The 17,614-nt window shown below is 27.4% G+C and carries 16 protein-coding genes; 4 read left to right on the top strand and 12 right to left on the bottom strand.

From position 1 onward, the window contains the following. Positions 1-45: 45 nt before the first annotated feature. The 5 genes from ACZ5RS_RS05645 to ACZ5RS_RS05625 form a co-directional block, all read right to left on the bottom strand. Positions 46-672: a hypothetical protein gene (locus tag ACZ5RS_RS05645; protein WP_464638281.1), complete on the bottom strand. Its 627-nt coding sequence runs from the start codon at positions 670-672 to the stop codon at positions 46-48. Between the two features lie 27 nt (positions 673-699). Continuing rightward, entirely contained in the window at positions 700-1,521 is an 822-nt protein-coding gene (locus ACZ5RS_RS05640) for a carbohydrate ABC transporter permease (RefSeq protein ID WP_464638279.1), read from the bottom strand. Then, positions 1,506-2,405 carry a carbohydrate ABC transporter permease gene (locus ACZ5RS_RS05635; protein ID WP_464638277.1) on the bottom strand — a complete coding sequence of 300 codons (900 nt, stop codon included), beginning with the start codon at positions 2,403-2,405 and terminating at the stop codon, positions 1,506-1,508. The genes ACZ5RS_RS05640 and ACZ5RS_RS05635 overlap by 16 nt, the downstream gene beginning before the upstream one ends. A 63-nt stretch (positions 2,406-2,468) precedes the next feature. After that, the gene (locus ACZ5RS_RS05630; protein ID WP_464638275.1) at positions 2,469-3,773 is read right to left on the bottom strand and encodes an ABC transporter substrate-binding protein; all 1,305 of its coding nucleotides are present in this window, start codon (positions 3,771-3,773) and stop codon (positions 2,469-2,471) included. A 76-nt stretch (positions 3,774-3,849) separates the two neighbouring features. Beyond that, the gene (locus ACZ5RS_RS05625; RefSeq protein ID WP_464638274.1) at positions 3,850-4,416 is read right to left on the bottom strand and encodes an AAA family ATPase; all 567 of its coding nucleotides are present in this window, start codon (positions 4,414-4,416) and stop codon (positions 3,850-3,852) included. Between the two features lie 135 nt (positions 4,417-4,551). On the opposite strand from ACZ5RS_RS05625, the gene ACZ5RS_RS05620 reads away from it, so the two are divergent. Further along, positions 4,552-5,427: an AraC family transcriptional regulator gene (locus tag ACZ5RS_RS05620; protein ID WP_464638272.1), complete on the top strand. Its 876-nt coding sequence runs from the start codon at positions 4,552-4,554 to the stop codon at positions 5,425-5,427. A gap of 276 nt (positions 5,428-5,703) precedes the next feature. Beyond that, positions 5,704-6,606 carry a Fic family protein gene (locus ACZ5RS_RS05615; protein WP_464638270.1) on the top strand — a complete coding sequence of 301 codons (903 nt, stop codon included), beginning with the start codon at positions 5,704-5,706 and terminating at the stop codon, positions 6,604-6,606. Between the two features lie 108 nt (positions 6,607-6,714). Here the strand turns inward: ACZ5RS_RS05615 and mtaB are convergent, their stop codons facing one another. Both mtaB and ACZ5RS_RS05605 read right to left on the bottom strand, forming a co-directional pair. Further along, positions 6,715-8,013, bottom strand: coding sequence for a tRNA (N(6)-L-threonylcarbamoyladenosine(37)-C(2))-methylthiotransferase MtaB (mtaB, locus tag ACZ5RS_RS05610; RefSeq protein ID WP_464638269.1), 1,299 nt, complete (start codon positions 8,011-8,013; stop codon positions 6,715-6,717). Next, positions 8,014-8,748 (bottom strand): prephenate dehydrogenase/arogenate dehydrogenase family protein, encoded by a 735-nt coding sequence (locus tag ACZ5RS_RS05605; protein ID WP_464638267.1) that lies wholly within the window; start codon positions 8,746-8,748, stop codon positions 8,014-8,016. A gap of 352 nt (positions 8,749-9,100) precedes the next feature. On the opposite strand from ACZ5RS_RS05605, the gene ACZ5RS_RS05600 reads away from it, so the two are divergent. Then, positions 9,101-10,366, top strand: coding sequence for an ATP-binding protein (locus ACZ5RS_RS05600; RefSeq protein WP_464638265.1), 1,266 nt, complete (start codon positions 9,101-9,103; stop codon positions 10,364-10,366). 171 nt (positions 10,367-10,537) lie between these two features. Next, positions 10,538-11,542, top strand: a complete 1,005-nt coding sequence (gene pta / locus ACZ5RS_RS05595) for a phosphate acetyltransferase (protein WP_464638264.1) — start codon at positions 10,538-10,540, stop codon at positions 11,540-11,542. 417 nt (positions 11,543-11,959) lie between these two features. Here pta and rsmA read toward each other — a convergent pair whose 3' ends face one another. The 5 genes from rsmA to ACZ5RS_RS05570 form a co-directional block, all read right to left on the bottom strand. Continuing rightward, complete coding sequence (gene rsmA / locus ACZ5RS_RS05590) at positions 11,960-12,838, bottom strand: 16S rRNA (adenine(1518)-N(6)/adenine(1519)-N(6))-dimethyltransferase RsmA (RefSeq protein WP_464638262.1); 879 nt, start codon at positions 12,836-12,838, stop codon at positions 11,960-11,962. After that, positions 12,810-14,147 carry a ComEC/Rec2 family competence protein gene (locus ACZ5RS_RS05585; protein ID WP_464638261.1) on the bottom strand — a complete coding sequence of 446 codons (1,338 nt, stop codon included), beginning with the start codon at positions 14,145-14,147 and terminating at the stop codon, positions 12,810-12,812. The genes rsmA and ACZ5RS_RS05585 overlap by 29 nt, the downstream gene beginning before the upstream one ends. Positions 14,148-14,387: 240 nt before the next feature. Further along, the gene (locus tag ACZ5RS_RS05580) at positions 14,388-15,161 is read right to left on the bottom strand and encodes a hypothetical protein (protein ID WP_464638260.1); all 774 of its coding nucleotides are present in this window, start codon (positions 15,159-15,161) and stop codon (positions 14,388-14,390) included. A gap of 72 nt (positions 15,162-15,233) precedes the next feature. Then, positions 15,234-16,922: a phospho-sugar mutase gene (locus tag ACZ5RS_RS05575; protein ID WP_464638259.1), complete on the bottom strand. Its 1,689-nt coding sequence runs from the start codon at positions 16,920-16,922 to the stop codon at positions 15,234-15,236. Next, the gene (locus tag ACZ5RS_RS05570) at positions 16,912-17,571 is read right to left on the bottom strand and encodes an HAD family hydrolase (protein WP_464638257.1); all 660 of its coding nucleotides are present in this window, start codon (positions 17,569-17,571) and stop codon (positions 16,912-16,914) included. The genes ACZ5RS_RS05575 and ACZ5RS_RS05570 overlap by 11 nt, the downstream gene beginning before the upstream one ends. Positions 17,572-17,614 lie beyond the last annotated feature (43 nt).

Raw genomic sequence — 17,614 nt, 5'->3', positions numbered from 1 at the left:
ATTTAATTCAATTAAATACCAGCATAATCACTAAATTTATAATACCTAATATTGCCAAGAATTATATTCAAAAGGTTGAACATCACTCTCTGTTTTATCATCCTTTTCTTTCTTACAATACTCAATATAATCATTATATATCTTTTTAATATCTGCACCTTCAAGTTGAGGTATTACAACACTTGCTTCTGTTAAGAAATGTAATTCATCTCTACCTAAGTCTCTACCTTTTTGGGTATGAACATCATAAGCATAATCTTGCATTTGAACCCCTCTTCCATGAGCAAATTCTTTTATAATTGTATTCTTTACATTATCACTAGATCTTTCTTTTTTTTGTCTACATAAATATCTTATTGCATGAACAAAAAACATTGGTCTATCTCCATCATTATACAAAAACTCTTTTCTAATATTGTTTAATGTATAAATCAATTCTGGAGCATGTACATCACCAAAGCCAATATCTTCAACACTAATACTTAATAAACGTCTCCACATTTTATCCTCAAATTGGGGAGAAGTAATATACATCTCATATGCAGCACATAAAGCATTAAATTCTAAGCCTCTTCTTATAGATTTTTGTAGCAATGAAATTACTTCATCTCCAGAGAGACCATTTCTTGTTTTAATTTGTGCCCATGGGTCATACGACATAAAATCGCTCATAACACCTCCATAAAAATTTTATTTTTTTTATCCTTTAATTCCTGAAGAAGAAACTCCTTCAACAAAATACTTTTGCGTTATAATGAATAAAATTATTATTGGTATAACAGCCAAAGAAGCTCCAGCTAATTGCACTGGAATATCTGCACCACCACGTTCTTGGAATAACTTTAAAGCAGGTGTTATTAATTGAGTATCTATTGAATTAATAAACAAATAAGGATCTAAGAAATTGTTCCAAATATTAATAAAACTAAATAATATTGTAGTAGCTATAGCAGGACCAGATAGAGGAATAAATAATTTTAATAATATTGTTTTATGAGTGGCTCCATCTATATATGCAGCCTCGCAGAAATCATTTGGTACAGATTGGAAAAACTCTGTTAATAATAATAGATAGAAAACTTCACTAACCTCTGGTAAAATTATAACCCATAATGAATTTAATAAATGTAAATTTTTAAAGAACAAATATCTAGGAACCATTGTTGTTTCCCCAGGAATCATTAAGGTTGCTAATAAAACAGCCATTATTAAGCCACTAAATCTAAATTTCAATCTGCTAAATGCATATGCAGCAGGTAATGTAACAATTAGTCTCAAAACTATAGTTATTAAAACAGTTTGAATTGTATTACCATACCAATCAAAGAAATTCTTATGAAAAAATACTGTCTTATAATTATCTAATATTGGAGTAAAGCTATAAAACAAAGGCTTATAAGCTAAACCCGCAGGTCTAAAAGAAATGGCAATCATCATTATAAATGGATATAACATTAATATACCTAAAACCCACATAATTACTGTAAATACTAGATCACTTTTTTTTATTGGTTTATCCATCTATTTCTTATCCTTTGAACAACGCCATTTATAAAAATAATAAATGCAGTGAAAATTACCCCTTCTGCAGCAGCAAGAGAAAATTTCATATAAGTAAATGCATCATCATAAATCTGTAAAGCAAGCACTTTTGTTGCAACTCCAGGTCCACCATTAGTTAAACTTATAATAATTGAATAGTTTCTAAATGAATTGATTATAGTAATTACCAATAATAAAAAGAAAGTTGGCATTAAATGAGGAATAATTATTTCTTTTACCTTTTGAAAAAAAGTAGCTCCCTCTAAATCAGCAACTTCAATATGGTATGGTGGAATTTCTTGCAACGCAGCTAAAAAAGTAATTATATTAAAAGCAAGAGCAACCCAGACACCGATTAGAGCAGTAACAATCAATGCTAAATTTGGACTGTTTAACCATTGAGGCACTACAGGCATATTTAAAAGCCTAAAAATGGCATTAACAGGACCTTTAGTAGGATTTAGTAAATATTTCCAAACAATACCTACAGCAATTATATTTGTTACATAAGGCATGTAAAAAAACGTTCTTACAATAACTCTGCCTTTAAATTCTTTATTAAACAAAATTGCTAAAAACATTGAGAATATCATTAAAGCCGCTGTATATACTAAAGAGAAAATCATAGTATTAGCAAATGAAATCCAAAAAGTTTTACTAGATAAAATTTTTATATAATTAGATAAACCTACAAAAGTTGTATCATTTAATCTCTGAACAGAATTTCTATTTAAAAAACTAACTAGAAATCCATATATTATCGGATAAAATTTAAAAAATACAAACATAATAATAAATGGAGCAATAAACATATATGCAATTTTATTATCTTTATATCGAATATTATTTTTTTTATTCCTCATAAAGTCTCCAAAACTTAATTAAAGATAACTGTCCAATTATCTTGGACAGTTATATTAATTTAATTATTTAACATTTTCTATTACTTCATTAACTCTTGTTTCAATATTTTCTAAAGTATTATCTAAAGTTTCTAAATCCATAAAGTATTTGTGTAATTCTTCATTTACAATTGCATTATATTCGCTAGATACATCACCTAAGATATCTGAGTTTTGATTTCCCATACCATTAGCAATAAAGCTATTATATAAATCATCAATTGTTACTTGACCATTTGAAGCTTCAGCAACTGGACCAAATACCTCAGCTTTATCTTCTTCACTTAAACTAGCTAAAGCTGGAATACCACCTTCATATTTCCATTGATTTTGACCAACCCATAATACATATTTTAAAGCAGCATCTTTATGTTTTGCATTTTTATTAATACTAGAATAAGCCATAGAAATTAAGTTGTTGTTTCCATTTTCACCAGCACTTGGTAATGGAGCAACACCATATTTCCAATCTCTTGGATAGTCAGATTGACTGTTTAATAAACGAGTGAACCAGTTTCCTTGTGGGAACATTGCAAGATGATCGCCTTCCATAGCGTAATAGTTCCAAGAAACATTTTCTGCTTGCATTTCTGATACGCTTGGTTGAACTTTATATTTATTTCCTAAATCATAATAGAATTGTACAGCTTCTCTTACTTGTGGGTTATTGAAGTTACACATACCATCTTCAGTATATAAAGCAGCACCTTGTTGTTTTGCTTGGAAGAATTGGAAAGGATTATCTGCTAAAATAAAGGAACCATAAATACCCTTATCTGCATCAGTAATCTTTTGTGCAATTGCTAGATAATCATCCCAAGTCCAAGATCCACTTGGATAAGGTACATTAGCACCATCAAATAAATCTTTGTTATATAATACACAGAATACTTCTTTCTTTAATGGTACTGAATAATAATTACCATCAGTTTCATAAGGAATATTTGTACCCCAAATTTGTTCTGCATCTACTCCAGCATCTTTAACTAATTCATTTAAAGGAACAAAATAGCCAGCTCTAACTCTGTTTTGATAAGTTTTAGGACCTAATGATTGAATAACATCAATATCGCCACCAGCTAATAAATCTAAATTAACTTTCATTACATGGTCATCATCATTACCAGGTGTTGGAGATACATCAACATGAATTCCTGTTTCTTTTTCAAAATCAAGGTTCATTTGATTATACCAATCAGCTGTTGCATATGAAGCTCTACAAACTGTAGTAACAACATTTTCTTCATCTTTGCTTTCAGCTTTACCATTAGCAAATAAAGGTAAACTAATTAGTAAAACTAAACTTAAAATAAATAACTTCTTCTTCATTTTCTCTCTCCTGAAAATATTAACAATAAAAATCATTAATACGTTTTTATATTAACAATAACTTAAAACTAAGTTTTTATTCTTGTTCTCCAATAATTTCTAAAATACGTTCTCTATAAGTTGTATTTCTTTCTTTCCATTCTGGACTAACTTTAGAACCTTCTAGATAAAATTCCTTTTCAGTCATTTTTCTTTCTTGACCTAATCTTGTATGTTTATCAATTGCATACTCAGGAATTTCTGGTTTGATAGTACCATTTGCATAGCATTTCATAACCCAGTTATAAAGCTCATCACTACTTCTATCTTTCATTGATTCACATAAATATCTAACTGCATGAATTGCAAATAAACCTCTATCTCCATCTTGTGGAATTGTGTTTCTCATTGCATCTAAACTATGAATCATCATAGCTGCTGTTGGATTTGCTAAACCAACATCTTCTACACTGATAACTCTTAAACGTTGCCATAGATATTCTTCTAATTCACGACTTGTTTTCAACATTTCATATGCTAAAGTTGTTGCATTTTCTACGTGATTTCTTCTAATTTCTTTCTGAATTGCTGATATTACTAAATCTGCATCTATGCCAGAAATTGTCTTATATTTTTGCCAATGATCGTAATTATAAACTTCCATTTTCTTACTCCATAGTATTTTATTAATGCAAGCAGTATACAAGAGTTTATAAAAAATAAAATACTAAATATGCTCAAAAACTTTTGAATTTATCTCATCCTTTATTAATATAAAATTCCATGTTATTCTCTATATATGAAAATATTAAGAGAGTTTGTTCATGAACCAAAACTATTTGATAAAAGACACTTTTCTACTCTAATGCTTGAAAAAGAGCCCTTTAAAACCTGTGAAATAACACAAGGTGGATATGGTATATTAGACAATGATTTCTATGTGAAAAGGATTGCAAATAGAGGTTATCATGTATTTGTTTTTTGCTTATCCGGCAAAGCAAAATTAACAATGGAAGATGGTAGTGAATTCTTCTTAAATCAAAATGAAGTATTTATTTCAACTGCAACAGGACAAGGTCATAAAGAAGAAGCCTACGGCGATACACCTTTGGAAATGATTTGGTTCACAGTACTTGAAACTAGCACAAGAATACAGCTATCCTTTTCAGATTACAGTGTTTCACCCTTTGAAAAAGGGGATTTATTAAAACAATACATTTTAGAACTTTTTAAAGAAGACGCCTATCAAGATGCAAAAAGTTTTGAAGCAATTGGGTTATATGAACAATTATTTTTAATTACGCTAGAGAGATCTTTAAACTGGATTGAAGATATCGACAATAAATGGAAAAGAATAAAATTAGCTAAATTATGGGAAACTGTTACAACTAGAATTGATGAGCCTTGGTCGATTGAAGACTTATGTAGTGAAAGCAATACATCCAAAGCTCATTTACATCGTATTTGTAAAACTGTATTTAATTGTGCTCCTGGAGAAAAGGTTAGAGAATTAAAAATGGACAGAGCTAAATTTCTACTTCGAAATACCTTTACTACTATTTCTGAAATAGCAATTGCTGTCGGTTATGATAATCCGGCTACCTTTTCAGCAGCATTTAATAAATACTGTAAAATGAGTCCAAGAAAATACAGAAATCAAAAAAATCAACATTGAAAAACAAAAAATACAATTTATAGAATAAAATTAAGCAATAAAAAAAGTTAGAATCTAATACACCGTTTTTATTAACTAAATTACTAATAACAAATTAACAAACTATTATTGACGTGCCCTTCTAACTTTATTAATGGTTATCATCTAAATTTACACAATTAGCATAATAGATCTACTTATAATATTATTTAAATAAGCTAATTCTTTCTTCATAACTCATAATCTTTACAAAAATAAATATTTAATATAAAATATTTATATAAGTAAAGGTAAAATATGAAATTAATATATCATTTAAATGAAAGATTAAAAGAAAAAAATCTTACAAAACAATATTTACAAAAGAAATTAAATATTTCTTCAAGAACTATGGCTAAATTTAATAAAAATGAAAGTGTTTCTTTAAATACTATTGCATTAATTTGCAATGAACTTGGATGCAAAATTGAAGATATTGTTGAAATAGAAAAAGAGGTTTCAACCTTTCTTTCAAACCTATTAGAAGAAAAAAAAATTAAATTACCCAATGGCCTATATCATGAACTTCAAATTCTATTTGCTTATAATTCAAATAGAATTGAAGGAAGTAAATTAAATGAAGAGGACACAAGATATATTTATGAAACAAATACAATTGAAGGAGTAAAAAATACAAATGACATCATTGAAATTGTAAATCATTTCAAAGCATTTGATTATTTACTTGATAGTATTTTTGAGCCTTTATCTGAAACTATTATTAAACAATTCCACTTTATACTTAAAAATAGTACCTCTGATAGTCGTTTAGAATGGTTTAATGTAGGCGATTACAAAAAAAGAAAAAATACCGTTGGAGGAATAGATACAACAGCCCCTAAAAAAGTTTCTACTGAAATTAGAAAATTAATAGATGAATATTCTACTATCGATAATAAAATCTTAGAGGATATAGTTGACTTCCATTATCAATTTGAAAAAATACATCCATTTCAAGATGGGAATGGACGAGTTGGTCGATTAATAATGTTTAGAGAATGTTTAAAAAACAATATAAAACCTTTTATAATTGAAGATGAAATCAAGTTTTTTTATTACAGAGGTTTAAAAGAATATCCAAGTCAAAAAGGATATCTAATTGATACTTGCAAATCCTCTCAAGATAGAATGGATTATATATTAAATAAATTTTCATATTGATGATGTAGTAAAAATAATTATTTATAGCAATAAAAAATTAATAAGGATATTTAATATAAAATCAAATATCCTTATCTTTATTAAAATTCATTTTTAAAATATAAATTTTTAAATTATAATATTTACTATAGGGTTTTTCTTAGAAATATCAACAAACTTTGCTTTAAATAGCATTCCTGGAGCTGCAAAAGCTGGAGCTTCATCAACAGTTACATCGATATAATTTCCAGTAACTCCTGTGAACTTTCCATTCTTTCTTTTTTGAAGAACTACTTCACACTCTTTATTCAATTGTCTTTCTAAGTAATTATTATATAATTCATTAGATAGATCTCTAAGTTCTTTAGCTCTTTCATCTCTAACATATTCAGGAACTTTATCTTTAGCTTTATAAAGAGCAGTATTTGGTCTTGGTGAGAATGGGAAAACATGCAATTGAGTAAAACCATATTCTTTTAAGAATTCATAGGTTTCCTTAAATTCTTCATCCCCTTCTCCTGGAAGTCCAGAAATAATATCTGCGGCAATAAATGGATCATCTTTGATTTCTTTTAATCTATTAACGACATAAGTTAAATGAGCTTTATCATATTTCCTATTAACTCTTTTCAAAACAACATCACTAGCACTTTGTACAGGAATATGGAAATGAGGTTGTAATCTAGGATCTTTTAAAGTCTCTAAAAGTCTCTCATCAATATGATCAGCTTCTAAAGAAGATAATCTTAATCTGATATTTGGCCCTAAAGATTTAAGTAGTTTTTCTAATAATCCACCTAAACCATCATTTTTATGGTCATACATAGTTAGATTAACGCCAGTAAGCATAATCTCACTATAACCTTGTTTTTCTAAATCTAGAGCTCTTTCAACTACTATATCGCTATCAAGACTAACAGCTTTTCCTCTAGCAATATGAACTCTACAGAAATAACAATTATTATCACAACCATCTTGAACTTTTAAATAAGCTCTATTGTGATAAGAAAATGATGCAGCTGCATAATCAAATACACTAGCATCTTCATCAACAAAGGTAGTAATTGCACTCTCTAAGTTCATACCACTTTGTAATGCTGCATTAATATGTGTAGGCAGTTTTAATAATTGAGCTTTTTTTGATAATGGAACTACAATTATATTTTCTGCTAATTCTCTTATTTCCTTCGCATTTAATTGTGCATAACATCCTGTTACTACACAAATACCTATATTAGCAAATTTACGTATCATTCTTCTGGCTTTTTGCTCAGCTTTACTTGTTACTGTACAAGTATTTACTATATATATTTCAGCTACGTCTTTATCTTTTACAATAGAAAAACCTTCTTTTGCAAAAGCATCTGCTATTCCTTCACTCTCACATTGGTTAAGTCTACAGCCCAATGTGTAAACACAAACATTCACCTAGTCCTCCTGGGATACTAAGTCCTGCATAACATAATCTAAAGCGCCCTTTAGTCCCATTCTCATTTGTTTCGCATAAGGATTATATTTCTGTAAATCATGGAATAATTGAATAGGGTCATTACAGGTTTGTTCAACAATAGACATCAACCTCCTATACCCTGTTGTAGCAAGTTCAGTTGGTTGAAGAGCAAGTTCATCTAGCACTCTTCCTACGAAGTGTGTAATACCTTGCGACCAAGCAGCTTCTCTATCATGTGAATCGGGAGACATCTCTAGTACTTCAAGCTGCCAAGATTTGAAACCATTTAAGATTTCATTATAAACATCTTTAGGGCAAGATATAGGAAAAATGACAAGAGGTAAACCCTTTACCCCGTTTTTTCCTGAATCTGGACCAAACATTGGGTGAGATGCTATTGAATAAACATCTTTTGGCAAGTTTTCTCTCATAATTTTTGATGGATAAACTTTTACAGAACAAGTATCTACAACTATAGTTCCAGGTTTCAATCTATCTTTTACATTTTTGATGACCTTCTCAAAGGCACTGATTGCAACGCAGAAATAAATAACATCACAGGAAGCTAAAAAGGTATCTTCATCTACCTGTTTTACACCTTCAATATCTTCTTTTATATTTCTACTATATCCTAAAACTTCATTATTATGTCTTGCAAATTCTTGAGCCCAAAACTTACCAAAGCGGCCTAAACCATATACACCAATCTTCATAATTTAATTTCATCCTTATATAAAGCAAAGATACATCAAGGCAAACATTTCATTCAAGCCAAATTCAAAAAAGAAATAACAATTATATTTTTTTATTATCTAAATTTATAGTTAATAATTATAAAAACTCATAATATTTAAGTTTCTTCTTATATATAAAATAATATTACTTATGTCTTTAAAATCATTATACCTAAACATTGTCTTATTAACAGAACATTTATACTTAAATATTGGCTTGTTTATAAGACAATATTATGCTATTATTGTCTTATGGATAAGACATATTTTATTAAATTCAATATTCTACAATTCTTTGTCTTAACAAAAAAGAAATCAGGAGATATAGATTATGATTAATAAAGAATTATTAAAAAATATAATAATTGACACAAAAACACAAATAAAAAAAGTAAAACTCAATAAAAGAAATATATTTTTTGAGAATAGTATGCCTTATGTACTAGTTGGTTTAAGAAGAGTTGGTAAATCATATTTACTATATCAGCGTATATATGAACTAATTGAGCAAGGTATTTCTTGGGAATCAATACTTTTTATTAATTTTGAAGATGAACGATTAATTGGTTTTGATTCCTCAGATTTTAACCTATTACTTGAAGCCCATTATGAACTTAATAATAATATAGAACCAATTTTATTTCTTGACGAAATACAAAATATTAATGGCTGGGAAAAATTTGCAAGAAGAATGGCTGATTCTAAACATTTAATATATATTACAGGATCAAATGCTAAAATATTTAGTAAAGAAATTGCTTCAATCCTTGGAGGAAGATTTTTTATAAAAGAAATATTTCCTTATTCATTAAAAGAATATTTAAAAGCTAACAATTTTTCATTTACTAATGAAAAATTATATTCTACTAATGGGAAAAGCACATTTTTATCATTATATAATGATTATTTTTATTATGGTGGATTACCTGAAATATGCAACCTGACTCTAAAAAGAGAATATTTAAATAGCATCTTTCAAACTATTTATTTAGGAGACATTGCTTTAAGAAATAATATAAAAAACAGTGAAGCTTTATTATTTTTAACAAAAAAGCTGGCTGAATCCGTTAGACAACCTATTTCAATTACAAGATTAACAAATTTAATTAAAAGTATTGGATTAAAAGTAGGTAAACAAACCATACTTCAATATCTAGAATATATGAAACAATCTTATCTTATTTTTGATATTAAAAATATAAATTCTTCATTTGAAAGTAAAATAACCAATCCAAAATATTATTTTTATGACACTGGAATTTTAAATCTTTTTTTAATAAATCAAAATCCAGCTATATTAGAAAATTTGATAGCTATTTATCTAATAAATAACGCAAAAAATAAAAATTCCGTATTTTTTTACAAAGATACCATTGAAATAGATTTTTATATTCCTGAAACAAAACAAGCAATTCAAGTTGCTTATTCTATAAGTGCACAAGAAACTTTAGAAAGAGAAATTAACGCTTTACTAAAATTTAATAAATTCAAAAAATGTAATAAATTAAATATAATAACTTATGATGAAGAAAAAACTCTTAATATTAATAATATAACAATTGATATTATTCCAGCTTGGAAATTTATTACACAATAAACAAAACTTATAACAAAATTGTATTATTATTTTTTATATTTATCCTATTACTTTTCAATTTGCTAAACTTTTTAGAAAAATATCCAATAAAGGTTTATCAAAGTAATTTATCAATGATTTTCATTATGATAGTATGAAAATAATGAATTGTTAAATCTTAGGAGATATATAATGACATTTGCACAAAAAATGAAAACACAAGCAAAAGATGCTCAAAAGAATTTGGTACTTCCAGAAGGATGTGAAGAAAGAACTCTAAAAGCTGCTCAAAAAGTAATGGAAGAAAAATTAGCTAATTCTGTTACTCTATTAGGTAAAGTTGAAGAAATCGAAGCAAAAGCAAAAGAATTAGGTGTAGACCTTTCTTCTTTAATTTTATTAGATCCTGAAGCTTCAGATAAAAGAGATGCTTATGCTAATGAATATTACGAACTTAGAAAACATAAAGGCATGACTAAAGAAGAAGCTTTTGAACAAATAATTGACCCACTAAAATGGGGTGCTATGATGACAAGATTAAAAGATGCTGATGCTATGGTAGCAGGTGCATTAAATACTACAGGTAATGTATTAAAAGCTTGTTTTACAATTATTAAATGTAAACCTGGTATTAAGAGTGCTTCTAGTTGTTTTGTAATGGCTACTGATAAAACTGACTTAGGTGCAAATGGATCTTTTATTTTTGGAGATTGTGCAACTATTCCTAATCCAACAGCTGAACAATTAGCATCAATTGCTGAAGCTTCTGCTGAATCATGTAAAATTTTCTTAGAAGCTGAACCAAAAGTTGCTCTATTATCATATTCTACTAAAGGTTCTGCAAAAGGCGAATTAGTTGAAAAAGTACAACAAGCTACACAAATGGTTAAAGAAAAATGTCCAGAATTAGCTGTTGATGGTGAATTACAATTAGATGCTGCAATAATCAAAGAAGTTGGTGAATTTAAAGCTAAAGGTTCAAATGTTGCAGGACATGCTAACACATTAATTTTCCCTGACTTACAAGCTGGTAATATTGGCTACAAACTTGTACAACGTTTAGCTGGTGCTGAAGCTTATGGTCCAATCCTACAAGGTTTTGCTAGACCTGTATCTGACTTATCTAGAGGATGTAGTGTTGAAGATATCGTTGTAACTAGTGCTATTACTTTAGCTCAAGCTGCTACTTTAAACTAAAAAAATCACTTACAAAATGATATAAAAAATTGGGGACGTTTTCGTCCCCAATAATATTTTTAATTAATTTTCCCTTTTAATTAAGTAAGTTCGTTATGAAATGCATTCATAACCTTTACCTTTATTAATTAGTCCATACCTATAGTAAAAATTATACTGCTGCTAAAAGCAAGGCTGGAGTTACAATTAATAAAGATGCTAATAAAGTCATAACTTTAAGCATATTAACTCTCCTAATTACTTTTATCTTTAACAAATAAGCATATATAGTATAGTAAATAAAACAAATTCTGACAATAGTTTTATAACATTTTTTTATTCATTATATTTTTAAAAACTAAATCAAAGTTATTTCTTTTATCTACAAGTAATTAAGTTCATTTTACTCATAGCAAGCTTTTGACATAAGCTAATATTTTATTCTTTTATTTTTTTTATTTCTTCAGAAATTTTAATAAAATCCTTAATATTTAATTTTTCGGCTCTACTCTGTAGAGATATACCAGAATTCTCTAATGCAGTTATTAATTGTGTTTTTTCAAACAATTTTCCACATTGTCCACTAACAATATTATTTTTAATAGTTTTTCTTCTCTTTGAGAAAAGATCTCTTACAACCATAATAAAAATATCTCTTAACTCATCAGAAACTAAAGAAGTTTTTCTTTTATCCATTACAATAACACTGCTCACTACATTTGGAACGGGATAAAAAGCTTGACTATTTATATCCATAACAATATTAACATTATAATCAATTTGAGCTAAAACGGAAAATGAAGAATATAACTTAGTGCCACTTTCTGCACAAAGCCTTTGAGCAACTTCTTTTTGCAAAGTATAAACCATTTTTTTAGGATGACATTTATTCTCAAGTAATTTTGCAATACAAACACTACCTACATTATATGGTAAATTCCCACATACAACATCTGGAGTAGATTTATCTTCTTTAAATTTTTTTATAGTAGTTTTTAGAGCATCGCCTTCAACAAGTGTGAATCTACCCTCATCTTGAAAAGCTTCATTTACCAATAATCTACAAAAACCATGATCTATTTCGAATGCTGTTAAATCTACATCTTTTTTTAATATTAAAGATGTAATAGCCCCAATACCTGGTCCAACTTCCCATACTTTCATATCTTTTGATAGATTCATATAACCAACAATTCTTTCTCTAACATCTTTTGATAATAAAAAATTCTGACCAAATTTTTTACTCATTGCTAATTCATTTCTTTCTAACAGTTCTACTATTGCGCTTTTACTTTCGTATTGGAAATCCCAACTCATGTTTTTGTTTGCTCCTAAATTTAAAACTGACTCTAGAATACAAATACACTCCTGTAGTGGTCAATACTATCACAACAAAGAAAATATAACCTTTTTCATTAATTAAAAAACTCGGTAGTTTTAAAGCTACTTTTTCTCCTATAACAAAAGCTTCTCTTATAATTCTTTCATTGTAGTTTAATATTACATGCAAATAATAATTTATCTCTTTAATTAAATTCTCACCCAATTCTAAAATTGCTCTAAAAACTGAAGGGGGATTTCTAAAAATATAATAATAAAAGAAATCAACTATTACAGAATTTATCAAAATAACAATAGCTAAAAACATCTCAAAGGTTATAAAAATTGTTAATAATGGAGCTAAAATAATTGATAGAATACACCACGAACCACCTAAAGAAATTGATAGTGGATATGTAACTAAAATCGCAAAAACTGTAGTCATCATAGCAGAGATTATTTTGTTTTTCACTTTATAAATTGATGAATAAATAAAAATTGCGCTCAATGCCCCATAGCTAAATAAAGAGCCGGCACTAATAAAAGTAAAGGGGAAAAATATTGCTTGAAGAATGGCTGAAAGCAATAAGATTAATTCACTTCTTAGATTTCCTTTTATTGAGAAAAAGCCAAGAATAAACATTATAAAACTTCTAATTAAACTGGGAATTGGCCCTGTAATATATATAAAATAAACAACAAAAATTATTGAAATATATTTTGCTACTTTCTTTGGAAAAAATTTTGTAAGTATTTTAGAAAAAAATAATATTATTATGGATAAATGCATTCCTGATAGTGCTAATAAATGAGCACAGCCTAATTTTAATGCATAATCTTTATAAATGAACCCTTGTTGATCACAACGCCCAAGTAATAACATTCTAGCTAAAGGACAATGAATATATGATTTAATTTTTTTTAATATATAAACTCTATTATCTCTAATACTAAAAATAATTTTATCAACTAAATATAATAAGTTATTATTTTTTTCTAAAACTTGAACTTGTTTTGCTTTAAAGAGGTCAATATCTTTGCAATATTCAACATCTATAATAACGGGAGTTAGAAATAACAAAGAGTAGTCTTTATTAAATAATATTGGGATATCCCCTTTTACACTAATACAGCTCTTATCTTTTAAATAAGCTTTATCTGCCCTTATCTTAAAATAATAAAAATCTTTTTTAGTTTTACTTTGATCTTTTATTACATACCCTTCAATTCTATTAATACAATTCATATCATAAGATGCTTTAAAGATATGGTTTGAATTAACACATACAACTAGTAAATAAAACATAAAAACTAAAATTATAATTATTTTATAATTAAATGAGATATCTAAAACGTTAAATATAGATAGTAATAAAAATGGAATAAATAAAAAAAATATTGGTTTATATAAAAGCTCTTTATTATTATAACTGAGATAAAATAAAATAATTATCGAAACTAAAATATAATATCTACAAACCTCTTGAGCAAAAAAAATGTAATTAGATCTATCTATATCCATAAATAAAACTAATTACATTATCTTTTATTTTGCCCTATCTTTTTCTATCGCTATTATTAAATATAATAGCAACAAATCAAATTTATTGGTTTTTCCAAATTCAATCAACCTAGAACTTAATGCTTCATCTTTAATATTCGTTTCATTAACTTTAAGTAATTTCTTATAATAAGTTTCTATTTTATTGTTTTCAAAAAGTTTAAGTTTTAAAAGTCTTAAAATATCATCTAAGTATTGTTTTTCATCTTCTTCAACTTGAAAACTTACTATTTCACCTTCAACTAAAGTTATTGCATCCGCTATATCTAGATTATCTCTTGAACTTAAATTAAAAATATAATCTTCAATTTTTCTAAGCACTTCTAATTCTTTATTATTAGCACTATTAACTTGTCTTTTAATCTCTAACTTCTTTTTTCTAGCTATTGCACTTTTTTTATCTCTTTTGGAAAAGAAATTCCAAGCAAAAATAGCAAAAGCTCCACTACCTACAAATTCATCTAATAATGGAATAGGATCTCTAATAACTAAAGATAAGAAAAAATACATTATAAAAAAAGCAAAGGTTGAAGCTAATAATCTTAAATAATATCTCTTTTCTTGAATCCATAAATTAACACTTTGATCTATTTCTTCAAAGCAAACTTGAGTAATATATTCGTTATCATCTTTTGTGATTGTATTGGCACTTAAGATTGTTATAGGTTCTTCACTATTTAAATCCCCAATATTTTTATTCTTATAAAAAGGATTCAAAAGGATAGATTTCAAACTTTTTATATAATATAAGTAAACCACAGTGTACCTCCAACAACTATATAATAACGTAATAGATGCAATAATTAAAGTTAAATCATAAAATCTACATATTTAAAACGCTTTAAACTCTTCAATGATTTTTGGAAGTTTTTCAGTTAAACTTTTTCTTTCTCCAGTTAAGAATACATAATACTTAATTTTTGGCTCTGTACCACTAGGTCTTACAACTAATTTCTCTCCAGACTCAAACTTTATAATTACTACATTTGATTTAGGAAAATCATTACCGTCTTTCATTAAGTCTTGAATTTCAGAAATTTTTCTATCAACTAGAATATCTCCGACTTCTAAATGATGGAAAGATTTCATGATATTATCCATTTCAATTTTTCCACTTGCACCCTCATAGTCTCTTGAGAAAACTACTTCAGTACTATAACCATATTTTTCATATATAGAATCAAGTCTTTCTTGTAAAGTAATATTCTTACTTGCTAAATAGCACATCATCTCAACAGCTAAAACACTAGTTGATACTGCATCTTTATCTCTAACTTGAGGAACACTTAAATAGCCATAACTTTCTTCACAACCAAATAAGAAATATTTTTCTTTATCTTCTTCTAAGTTTTTGATTTGTTCTGCAATATATTTAAATCCAGTTAATACATCTTTTGAAATACCACCATTAGCTTCTGTAATCTTTTTAACTAAATCAGTTGTTACTAGACTCTTTGCAACAAAAGGAATTCCACTTCTATTTTGTTCTTTACTTGTTTCTAATAAATAATCACATAATAATGTAGCAATTTGGTTTCCACTTAATAATTGATATTCATCCTTTTCTTTATTTTTAGGGATAGCAATACCTAGTCTATCTGCATCAGGGTCAGTACCTAAAACTATATCTGCTTTTTCTTTTTTAGCTAATTCAATTACTTTTTCCATAGCTTGAGCACTTTCAGGATTAGGAAGTTTAACTGTTGGGAAATTTCCATCAGGTTCTTCTTGTTCTTTTACAACAACCGTATTAATACCTAATTTACTTAGCATATGTCTTACTGGGATATTTCCTGAACCATGTAAAGGAGTATATGCTACTGTTATATTTGTTTCTTTAAATAATTCTTTTCTTCTAATAGATGAAATAACCATATCATAATAAGCTTCATCAACACTTTTTTCGACACTTACTAAATAAGAATTATCTCTTGCTTCTTTTTCTGAAGTTTCTTTAATATTATTTGGTAATACACTATTAGCTAATTCAGCTATTTTAATATCATGTGGAGGTGTTACTTGTCCTCCATCAGACCAATATACTTTATAACCATTATATTTACTTGGATTATGAGAAGCAGTGATTACAATTCCTGCACTTGCTTTTAAATGTCTAAGTGCAAAAGATAACATTGGAACAGGTCTTAAACTATCATAAAGAAATACTTTTACTTTATTAGCTGCTAAAACTAATGCTGCTGCTTTTGCAAATTCACTACTATAATTTCTTGAATCAAAAGCTATTACTATTGAAGGTTTATTTATTTCTGAAACCAAATAAGAAGCTAGGCCTTGTGAAACTTTTTTTACCATAAAGGTATTAATTCTATTTGTTCCACCACCGATAACACCTCTCATACCAGCAGTACCAAAGGCTAAAGTGGTATAAAATCTGTCATACAAATCATCAAAATTTTCATTTTCTAAAGCTATTTCAACTTCTTTTCTAAAAACATCATTTCTTTCAGCACTAATATAATCTTTAGCTTTTTTAATTATTTCTTCTTTATTAATTTGCATTGATAAACCTCCATAAATCTTCAACACTATCTACTGTTGGAACTTCAAATTTAACTAATTCTTCTTTATCTCGATAACCCCAAGTTACTAATAGAACTTGAGATTTTGCATCTACAGCTGTCTTATAATCAACTTCACTGTCCCCAACATATAACATTTGACTTACATCAATACCAACTTGGTTACTAAATTCAATAACTCTAGAACCATTAGGTTTTAAAATGCCGTCTTTTGCACCACAAACAAAATCAAATTTTATTCCTGGAAAAACAACAGGGACTATTTGTTTTACTATTTTATCATCTTTATTTGAGAAAATCCCAAAAGGAATATTAATTTTCTTTAAAGTATCGTTAATTTTATCATAAGGTTTACAATATTTTGTAGGATTTGCCTTATAATAGGTTTGTAATTCTATTAAAGCTTGATCAAGTTCTTTTTCATCAGCTTCATAGCCTCTTCTTATAAAACTAGTTTCAATTGCATTTCTTAAACCGTGTCCAACTATTTCTCTACATTCTTCAATAGTTATTGGTTCTAAACCTCTATTAACTAATGGAACATTCACAGAAGCTTTAATATCGCCAAGTGTATATAATAAAGTTCCATCCAAATCAAATAATACTGCTCTTATTGGTTGTTTTTTCATATTGTAATTATTAACAACTACATTTATTTAATCAACTATTGTT

The sequence above is a fragment of the Pleomorphochaeta caudata genome (genome assembly GCF_055395745.1).
This window is presented reverse-complemented; position numbering and strand designations above follow the sequence as displayed.

Excerpts from the sequence above, each read along its gene's own strand:
- ACZ5RS_RS05645 (WP_464638281.1), bottom strand. The coding sequence starts at position 672 with ATGAGCGATTTTATGTCGTATGACCCATGGGCACAAATTAAAACAAGA.
- ACZ5RS_RS05640 (WP_464638279.1), bottom strand. The coding sequence starts at position 1,521 with ATGGATAAACCAATAAAAAAAAGTGATCTAGTATTTACAGTAATTATG.
- ACZ5RS_RS05635 (WP_464638277.1), bottom strand. The coding sequence starts at position 2,405 with ATGAGGAATAAAAAAAATAATATTCGATATAAAGATAATAAAATTGCA.
- ACZ5RS_RS05630 (WP_464638275.1), bottom strand. The coding sequence starts at position 3,773 with ATGAAGAAGAAGTTATTTATTTTAAGTTTAGTTTTACTAATTAGTTTA.
- ACZ5RS_RS05625 (WP_464638274.1), bottom strand. The coding sequence starts at position 4,416 with ATGGAAGTTTATAATTACGATCATTGGCAAAAATATAAGACAATTTCT.
- ACZ5RS_RS05620 (WP_464638272.1), top strand. The coding sequence starts at position 4,552 with ATGAAAATATTAAGAGAGTTTGTTCATGAACCAAAACTATTTGATAAA.
- ACZ5RS_RS05615 (WP_464638270.1), top strand. The coding sequence starts at position 5,704 with ATGAAATTAATATATCATTTAAATGAAAGATTAAAAGAAAAAAATCTT.
- ACZ5RS_RS05605 (WP_464638267.1), bottom strand. The coding sequence starts at position 8,748 with ATGAAGATTGGTGTATATGGTTTAGGCCGCTTTGGTAAGTTTTGGGCT.
- ACZ5RS_RS05600 (WP_464638265.1), top strand. The coding sequence starts at position 9,101 with ATGATTAATAAAGAATTATTAAAAAATATAATAATTGACACAAAAACA.
- pta (WP_464638264.1), top strand. The coding sequence starts at position 10,538 with ATGACATTTGCACAAAAAATGAAAACACAAGCAAAAGATGCTCAAAAG.
- rsmA (WP_464638262.1), bottom strand. The coding sequence starts at position 12,838 with ATGAGTTGGGATTTCCAATACGAAAGTAAAAGCGCAATAGTAGAACTG.
- ACZ5RS_RS05585 (WP_464638261.1), bottom strand. The coding sequence starts at position 14,147 with ATGTTTTATTTACTAGTTGTATGTGTTAATTCAAACCATATCTTTAAA.
- ACZ5RS_RS05575 (WP_464638259.1), bottom strand. The coding sequence starts at position 16,922 with ATGCAAATTAATAAAGAAGAAATAATTAAAAAAGCTAAAGATTATATT.
- ACZ5RS_RS05570 (WP_464638257.1), bottom strand. The coding sequence starts at position 17,571 with ATGAAAAAACAACCAATAAGAGCAGTATTATTTGATTTGGATGGAACT.